8 protein-coding genes are annotated in these 7,369 nt (G+C 71.7%); 2 read left to right on the top strand and 6 right to left on the bottom strand.

All coding sequences use genetic code 11. The annotated features are described in order from the left end of the window. The first annotated feature begins 359 nt into the window (after nucleotides 1-359). Nucleotides 360-1,571: an acyl-CoA dehydrogenase family protein gene (locus ABD335_RS01755; RefSeq protein ID WP_344320189.1), complete on the top strand. Its 1,212-nt coding sequence runs from the start codon at nucleotides 360-362 to the stop codon at nucleotides 1,569-1,571. A gap of 85 nt (nucleotides 1,572-1,656) precedes the next feature. Here the strand turns inward: ABD335_RS01755 and ABD335_RS01760 are convergent, their stop codons facing one another. The 6 genes from ABD335_RS01760 to ABD335_RS01785 form a co-directional block, all read right to left on the bottom strand. Continuing rightward, nucleotides 1,657-2,238 (bottom strand): GAF domain-containing protein, encoded by a 582-nt coding sequence (locus ABD335_RS01760; protein ID WP_344320190.1) that lies wholly within the window; start codon nucleotides 2,236-2,238, stop codon nucleotides 1,657-1,659. Further along, nucleotides 2,216-2,809, bottom strand: a complete 594-nt coding sequence (locus ABD335_RS01765) for a GTP-binding protein (protein ID WP_344320191.1) — start codon at nucleotides 2,807-2,809, stop codon at nucleotides 2,216-2,218. The genes ABD335_RS01760 and ABD335_RS01765 overlap by 23 nt, the downstream gene beginning before the upstream one ends. Further along, complete coding sequence (locus tag ABD335_RS01770; RefSeq protein WP_344320192.1) at nucleotides 2,787-3,161, bottom strand: DUF742 domain-containing protein; 375 nt, start codon at nucleotides 3,159-3,161, stop codon at nucleotides 2,787-2,789. Before ABD335_RS01770 ends, ABD335_RS01765 begins: the two co-directional genes overlap by 23 nt. 3 nt (nucleotides 3,162-3,164) lie before the next feature. Continuing rightward, entirely contained in the window at nucleotides 3,165-3,581 is a 417-nt protein-coding gene (locus ABD335_RS01775) for a roadblock/LC7 domain-containing protein (protein WP_344320193.1), read from the bottom strand. 45 nt (nucleotides 3,582-3,626) lie between these two features. Further along, nucleotides 3,627-5,375, bottom strand: a complete 1,749-nt coding sequence (locus ABD335_RS01780) for a sensor histidine kinase (protein ID WP_425583523.1) — start codon at nucleotides 5,373-5,375, stop codon at nucleotides 3,627-3,629. A gap of 258 nt (nucleotides 5,376-5,633) precedes the next feature. Further along, entirely contained in the window at nucleotides 5,634-6,347 is a 714-nt protein-coding gene (locus ABD335_RS01785; RefSeq protein ID WP_344320194.1) for an alpha-ketoglutarate-dependent dioxygenase AlkB family protein, read from the bottom strand. A gap of 196 nt (nucleotides 6,348-6,543) precedes the next feature. Between ABD335_RS01785 and ABD335_RS01790 the strand changes: the two genes are divergently transcribed. Beyond that, the gene (locus ABD335_RS01790; protein WP_344320195.1) at nucleotides 6,544-7,338 is read left to right on the top strand and encodes a tyrosine-protein phosphatase; all 795 of its coding nucleotides are present in this window, start codon (nucleotides 6,544-6,546) and stop codon (nucleotides 7,336-7,338) included. The last annotated feature ends 31 nt before the right edge of the window (nucleotides 7,339-7,369 follow it).

The following is a 7,369-nucleotide window of genomic DNA, read 5'->3' on the forward strand; positions in this document are numbered from 1 at the left end:
CAGGAGACAACTCCCGCGTTTACCATGACACTTGATTCCGCGCCGGCGTTCCGCCGCATTCTCCGGTGTGATGTCGGCGACATCGGACGTGCGTGTAGTCGGGCTATGCCACTGGGTAGTGCTCCCGGGACATCCGCTCGACCCTAATCATGTCCAATTCAACCCCCCACCACGGGGACTCACCCCCGACCGACGAAGGTGTCGGTGGCACTTGCCCCACGCCTCCGAAGGTGATCTTGTTATGACCGACACGTTGGAGACAACGTTGGCAGTGTCGGCCGCACCCGGCGGGGTCACTGCCGACACTCCGACCCCACCCGACCGGCAGGCGGGGGCGTAACCGCAGAAGAGGGCTCGTCATGGATCGTTATTTCGCCGACCAGCGGCACAGGGAGCTGCGCCGTCAGGTAAGGGAGTTCGCCGAGCGCGAGATTGGGCCTCGAATACCCGACATGGAGGCCTCTCGCACCGTCTCCCACGAACTGTCCCGCCTGATAGCCCGTCAGGGGTGGATCGGGGTGACCATACCGGTCCCGTACGGAGGCATGGGCGCGGGCCACCTCGCCAAGACCATCATCATCGAGGAACTCGCCCGGGTCAGCGGAGCCATGGGCGCCATGGTCCAGGCGTCGCAGCTCGGCGTCGCCAAGATCATCCACTTCGGCGACGAGGAGCAGAAGAAGCACTGGCTGCCCGCCATCGCCGCGGGCGACTGCCTGCCGACCATCGCCGTCACCGAACCGGAGTCCGGCGGCCACGTCCTCGGCATGGCCAGCACGGCCGTCCGCGACGGCGACGACTACGTCCTCAACGGCCGCAAGGTCTTCGTCGGCAACAGCCACGTCGGCGACGTGCACGGGGTCGTGGTCCGCACCGGCCCCGGTTCCAAGGGGCTGACCGCCTTCCTGGTGGAGTCCGACCGCCCCGGCTTCTCCCTGGCCCCCCAGAAGCCCGCGATGGGACTGCACGGGTTCAGCTTCGGAGAGCTGATCTTCGACAACTGCCGTGTCCCCGCGGCCAACCGGCTCGGCGAGGAGGGGGACGGACTGGCCGTCGCCTACTCCTCCAGCGTGCTGTACGGACGCCCCAACCTCACCGCCGTGTCCCTCGGCATCCACCAGGCCATCATGGAGGAGACGGCCCGGTTCTGCACCGAGCGCGAGCGGTACGGCGCCCCCCTGGGCGAACTCGGTTCCATCAAGATGAAGTTGGGCCAGATGCAGTCGCGGCTGATGACCGCGCGGCTGGCCGCGTACCACGCGGTGCACCTGCTCGACCGGGGCATCCCGTGCGACGCGGAGCTGATGAACGCCAAGCTGGTGAACGTGGAGTACGCCCTGGACTCGGCGCGCGACGCCATGGAGATCCACGCCGCCGCCGGGCTGTTCACCGACCACCCCATCGAGCGCTACCTGCGCGACGCCCACCACATCTTCGCCCCCGCCGGCACCTCCGACATCCAGCGGCTGCGGTTGGGCGAGGTGGCGCTGGGCACGGCGAAGGGCGAGTGGTCCGAGCGGCTCTCGGACCTGGTGCGGCTGGAGGAGCTGGAGCCCCAGCCCGCCGTGTGAGCGGACCCGCGCCCGTGACGTGTCCGACCGGCGCGGTCGGACACGTCCGTTCCGTGAGCGCCCGGGCGCTCACGGAACGGACCCGTCAGGCACCCTGCCGCTGTTCCATCCGGTGGATCTGGTCCACCAGCTCGGCGGCCATGCCCTTGATGGTCTCCAGTCCCTGGCGGCCCCACGGGCGCGGCTCCTGGTCCACCACGCACACCGTCCCGATCGCCATGCCGGTGCGGTCGATCAGCGGTGCGCCCAGGTACGAGCGGATGCCGATCTCGTCCACGACCGGGTTCCCGGCGAAGCGCGGGTAGTCGCAGACGTCCTCCAGCACCAGGGCCTTGCGCCGCACGATGACGTGCGGGCAGTAGCCGTGGTCGCGCGCCATCACCCGGCCGACCTCGGGGGCCGGCTGCGCGGGGCCCAGCTCCACGGTCCGGTCGGAACCCGGGGCGTACAGGCCCGCGAAGTACTGCCGGTGCTCGTCGATGAAGTTGACCATCGCGTAGGGAGCACCCGTGATCTGCGCCAGTCTGCGCGCGAACTCGTCGAACTCCGGGACCGGGGCCTCCCCGATGCCCAGCTCGCGCAGCCTCGTCACCCGCGCCGGCGCCTCGCGGTCCTCGGGAGTGAGCAGCAGATGGCTGGTGGGGTCATACGACGGCGTTGGGGACATGGCCGCTCCTCGTTTCGATCAGATGCTGGACAAGGGTGACGAGAACCTGCGTGCCGGAGCTGGCGTGCCGCGCGTCGCACATCACCACCGGTACCTCGGGCTTGAGGTCGATGGCCGCCCGGACCTCGTCGGGGTGGTAGCGGTGGGCCCCGTCGAACTCGTTGACCGCGACGACGAAGCCCATGCCGCGCCGTTCGAAGTAGTCCACGGCGGCGAAGCACTGGTCCAGGCGCCGGGTGTCGGCGAGCACCACGGCGCCGAGCGCGCCGTTGGAGAGCTCGTCCCACATGAACCAGAACCGTTCCTGGCCCGGGGTGCCGAACAGGTACAGCACGTGTTCGGCGCTGAGGGTGATCCGTCCGAAGTCCATCGCGACGGTGGTGGTCCGCTTGTCCTCCACGCCCTCCAGGCTGTCCGTGGCGGCGCTGACCTGGGTGAGCAGTTCCTCCGTGCTCAGCGGCTCGATTTCGCTGACGGCCCCCACGAAGGTCGTCTTGCCGACGCCGAATCCGCCTGCGACCAGGATCTTCAGGGCGGTCGGAAACGGATCAGAGTCGTTTACGGAGTCCATGCAGCACCGCCTCCAGCAGTTCTCGGTCGGTCGGATCCGCCCCCATCTGCATGGGGGCCCGTGTGGTCACCGCGCCGCAGTCCACCAGGTCGGAGAGCAGCACCTTGGTGACCACCGCGGGCAGCCGCACATGGGCGGCGATCTCGGCGACGGTCATCGGCCCGTCGCACAGGCTCAGCACTTGGGCGTGGTCCGGCCCCAGATAGGTCTGCGGTTTGACGCCGGTGGCCATCACCATCGTCAGCAGGTCGAACTCGGCCGTCGGGCGCGTGCGCCCGTTGCTGACGGTGTACGGCCGGACCAGACGTCCGGCCGCGTCGTCCATCCACAGCGCCTCCTCGGGCTCCGGCATCGCCTAGTGCCCCGCCGGCTGGCGCGCGGGGGTGGCCAGGTACGGACGGACGCTCTTGACGAGCATCGCCATCTCGTATCCGAGCACCGCCGCGTCCGCCTCGCTGTCGGCGAGGACGGCCAGGCAGGCTCCGGATCCGGCGGTCGAGACGAACAGCAGGGCGGTGTCGAGTTCGACGACCACCTGCCGCACCTCGCCGCCGCTGCCGAAGCGGACTCCGGCGCTGCGGGCCAGCGAGTACAGTCCCGAGGCCAGCGCCGCCAGGTGGTCGGCGGTGTCGGTGTCCAGGCCGTGCGCGGCCTTCACCAGACCGTCGGAGGACAGCAGCAGGGCACTGCGGGTGTGCGGCACGCGCTGGACGAGACCGGTCAGCAGCCAGGACAGGTCCGTCGTCTGGCCGATGTGGGCATCGCTCACCATGATCGCGTTCTTCTCCTTGGGGGTGAGAGGCCGGGCGGTCGGGGACTAGCGGGGGCTGTTGTCGTCGGCTTCCTCGGCGAGGCTGGCGCCCCGGCGGAAGGCTGCCATCAGGCCGGGGTTGTGCTCGGCCTCGGGTTCGTTCGACGCCCCGGTGACCCGCGGGGGTTGACGCAGTTCGGGCACGAGGTGCTCCTGGCGACGGCGGCGCGGAAGCTGGGGGCGCTCGCCGTCGCTCGGTCCACCGGCCCCGACAGGGGAGTCCGGGCGCGGGGCCGAAGCGGTGGGCGACACCTCGGTCGGTGCCGCGGCGGACGGCACGGCGGGCGTCGGCACGGGGGCGGACGCGGGCCGGTGTTCGGGTGCGGCGGGTCCGGGTCCCTGCGTCACGGCAGGGGGCGCCGGTGCCGCGGGGGGCACGGCCCGTGCCGCCTCGGGGGGCAGCGGACGGTGTCCGCCGGTCTCCGCCGCGGCGGGCCGCGGCGCGTCCTCCGTCCCGTCGCCCAGGAGGGCGTCCGGCAGGACGAGCACCGCCTGGGTGCCGCCGTAGATGTTGGTCTGGAGCTGGACGGTGATGTTGTGGCGCCGGGCGAGCGCGGAGACCACGAACAGACCGATCCGTCCGTCCTGGAGGAGCTCGGCGACGTCGACCCGCTCGGGGTCCGCGAGCAGTCCGTTCATCCGGTTCTGCTCGGCGGCCGTCATGCCCAGGCCGCGGTCCTCGACCTCGACGGCGAGGCCGGCGGTGACGCGCTGGGCGCGCAGCAGGACCTGGGTGTTGGGCGCGGAGAACACCGTGGCGTTCTCGACCAGCTCGGCCAGCAGGTGGATGACGTCGGCGACGGCGTGGCCGCGCAGGGTGCCCTCGATGGGCGGCACCAGCTTGACCCGGGGGTACTGCTCGACCTCGGCGATGGCGGAGCGCAGCACCTCGGTCATGGTGACCGGACGGCTCCACTGGCGGCGGGAGACCGCGCCGCCGAGGACGGCGAGGTTCTCGGCGTGCCGCCGGATGCGGGTGGCCAGGTGGTCGACGTGGAACAGGCCCTTGAGCAGGTCCGGGTCCTCGACCTCGTTCTCCAGTTCGTCCAGCAGCTCGATCTCGCGGTGCACCAGGGACTGGAGCCTGCGGGCGAGGTTGACGAAGACCTCGACCTTCTCCTCGCTGCCGCTGGCGTTGCTGCGCACCAGCGCGACGGCCTGGACCAGGGCCAGTTCGGCGGCGCGCTGGGCCTGGACGACGTCGTGGACGAGGAGGCCCAGGGGGTCGCCGTCCGGCTCCGGCAGCGGGCCGTGGACGGGGGGCCGCAGCCACTCGCCCTGTTCGAGCCGGTGCAGCATGGCCTGGATCTCGGCCCGGTGGTGGGCGGCGGAGCGCCGCAGCGCGGTGTAGCGCTCCAGGACGGCGCGCGCCTCGGAGGAGGCGAAGAGCGCGGCGCCGACCACCACGGCGCAGCCGAGCAGCAGCGCGCCGCCGAGCACGCCCCAGACGGTGGCGCTGTCGGGGCCGGTCGGGCTCCCGGTGTCGACGCCGCCCATGGCGCGCAGCACGTAGGCGATCACGGCCGCGGCGGCGACCGCGATCAGCCCGGCGGGCAGGACGGCGAGACGGACCATGCGGCGCCGCAGGGCGGCGTCGAGAGCGGTCTCCCTCGGCCGCCGCTGTCCCCCGCCGCGCGCGACGCCTCCGCCCACGTTCCGCTTCCGCCGCCCGTTCCCCGGAGCGGGCGGGGCGCTCGGGGCGCCGTCGAAACCGGTGGGACCGGAGGAGCCGGGCGAAAGAGGAGCGGGGGCCATGGGAGCGGAACTTCCCCTTCCCTTTTGCACCGCGTAGCTCGGGGGTTCAGGCATCGCAGTCCTCGGAAATGGTTTGAGGTCGTCTCGGCGGGCCGGTGAACACCGACTCTCGGCACCGCCGCAACGCTAGTCGTCACCCAGAGGAAGCGCAGGCGCGGTTGACATATTCGCCACCCTTCGCCAGCCCCCCAACGAGTGAAAGCAGCACGTCTCGTGGACGGGTGGCACCGATCATAACCCTCGTGTGCCAGGGGCAAGTTACCGTGCCCGGACCGTGACGTTAACCCGGCCCCGCAGTTCCGGTTCCGGGGGTGCCGTGCCCGGACGCACCCGGGGAACCCCGTGGTGGGCCAGACGTGACGGACCGCCGAACACGAAGGCGTCGCCGCCGCGGAGTTCGATGTCCGTCCACGGTCGGCCGCGGCCCTCGGTGTTGCCGAAGCGGAAGACGCAGGTGTCCCCGAGGCTGAACGAGACCACGGGAGCGTCCGACCGTTCGTCACGGTCCCGGTGCATTCCCATCCGTGCCGTTTCGTCATAGAAGTTGACGAGCGCAATGTCGTACTGGACGGCGCACGACCCATTGCCGTACGCCCCCTCCACGGCCCGTCGCGCCCACTCCCCCAGCCACGCGGGGAACGGTTTGACGGGCGCCCCGTCGCCGTCCACCACGGTGCGGGCGTAGCCGTAGGGGTACCAGTGCCACCCCAGGCAGACCTGACGCACCGACATCTCGCCGCCTCCGGGCATCCGCACCGTGCGCAGTCCGGCGGGCGGCCGGGCCCACGCGCGGCAGGCGTCCAGCAGCTCCCGCTGCGCGGCCGGGTCCAGGTACCCGGGCAGGTGCACCGCTCCCGGCGCCGGCTCCACCGTCGGGAGCGCGAACAGTCCGTCGTCCGCGCCCCCGTTCCGGACACCGCCCGTGCTCCCGGCCGCGGCACCGTCCCGAAGACCTCTCGTGACCCCGTCCATGCCGCCACTGTTCCACGGGGCGCCCCCCGTGCGCACCGGCGGCGTCCGGCGTCCATGCCGTATGGTCGGCTGCGATCCGTCCGCGCCGAGCGGCACCGGGCGCTCCCGACCGGAGAGCGCCCCGAGCCGCGGGAAACGACCGGAGACCGCCCGAGCCCCGAGAACGCCCTGGGAACGCCGAGAACGAGGAGTGGCCATGACGTCCGAGACCGTGGAACCCGTCCTGACCGGGGTGCGCAACTTCCGCGACGTCGGAGGGCTGCCGACCGTCGACGGCCGGCGGGTGCGGCAGGGCGTGCTCTACCGCAGCGGACACCTCGCCCACGCCACCGAGGAGGACGCCGCCTTCCTCTCCCGGCTCGGGCTCCACACGGTCTTCGACTTCCGCAACTCCGCCGACCAGGCCCTGGAGGGGCCGGATGTGGAGCTGCCGGGTGTGAGAAACGTGAATGTTCCGTTGTCGGACCCCGCACACGGCGCCGAGTTCTGGACGATGGTCCGCGAGGGCGACCTCGCGCGGCTCCGGGTCGAACTGGGCGACGGGCGTGCGGAGGCGCGGATGATCGCCACCTACCGGGAGATGATCACGGGCCGCACGGCCGAGCACGGCCGGGTGCTGCGCGCGCTGGCCGAGGACAGCGTGCCCGCGCTGATGCACTGCGCGGCGGGCAAGGACCGGGCCGGACTGTCGATCGCCGTGACGCTGCTGGCCCTGGACGTGGAGCGGGAGGCGATCGAGGCGGACTACCTGAAGTCCAACGCCCCGCACCACCGCTACCGGATCCAACGCTCCCCCGATGCGGCCGACGGGATGTCGCCGGAGGTGATGGAGCTGATCGGTCCCCTCTTCGACGTACGGCCCGCCTACCTGCACGCGGCGTTCGACACCATCGACGGCCACTGGGGCGGGGTGGAGGGCTACCTCACCCGGGGGCTCGGCCTCACCCCGGAACTCCGCGAGCGCCTGCGGGACCGCCTCCTGGAGTCCTGAGCCCGAAGGCCCGAGACGGGAAGAACGTGGG

The organism is Streptomyces macrosporus (genome assembly GCF_039533145.1).
GTDB lineage: Bacteria > Actinomycetota > Actinomycetes > Streptomycetales > Streptomycetaceae > Streptomyces > Streptomyces macrosporus.

Coding starts and splice junctions, on each gene's coding strand:
- ABD335_RS01755 (WP_344320189.1), top strand. CDS start 360: ATGGATCGTTATTTCGCCGACCAGCGGCACAGGGAGCTGCGCCGTCAG.
- ABD335_RS01760 (WP_344320190.1), bottom strand. CDS start 2,238: ATGTCCCCAACGCCGTCGTATGACCCCACCAGCCATCTGCTGCTCACT.
- ABD335_RS01765 (WP_344320191.1), bottom strand. CDS start 2,809: ATGGACTCCGTAAACGACTCTGATCCGTTTCCGACCGCCCTGAAGATC.
- ABD335_RS01770 (WP_344320192.1), bottom strand. CDS start 3,161: ATGCCGGAGCCCGAGGAGGCGCTGTGGATGGACGACGCGGCCGGACGT.
- ABD335_RS01775 (WP_344320193.1), bottom strand. CDS start 3,581: ATGGTGAGCGATGCCCACATCGGCCAGACGACGGACCTGTCCTGGCTG.
- ABD335_RS01780 (WP_425583523.1), bottom strand. CDS start 5,375: ATGGCCCCCGCTCCTCTTTCGCCCGGCTCCTCCGGTCCCACCGGTTTC.
- ABD335_RS01785 (WP_344320194.1), bottom strand. CDS start 6,347: ATGGACGGGGTCACGAGAGGTCTTCGGGACGGTGCCGCGGCCGGGAGC.
- ABD335_RS01790 (WP_344320195.1), top strand. CDS start 6,544: ATGACGTCCGAGACCGTGGAACCCGTCCTGACCGGGGTGCGCAACTTC.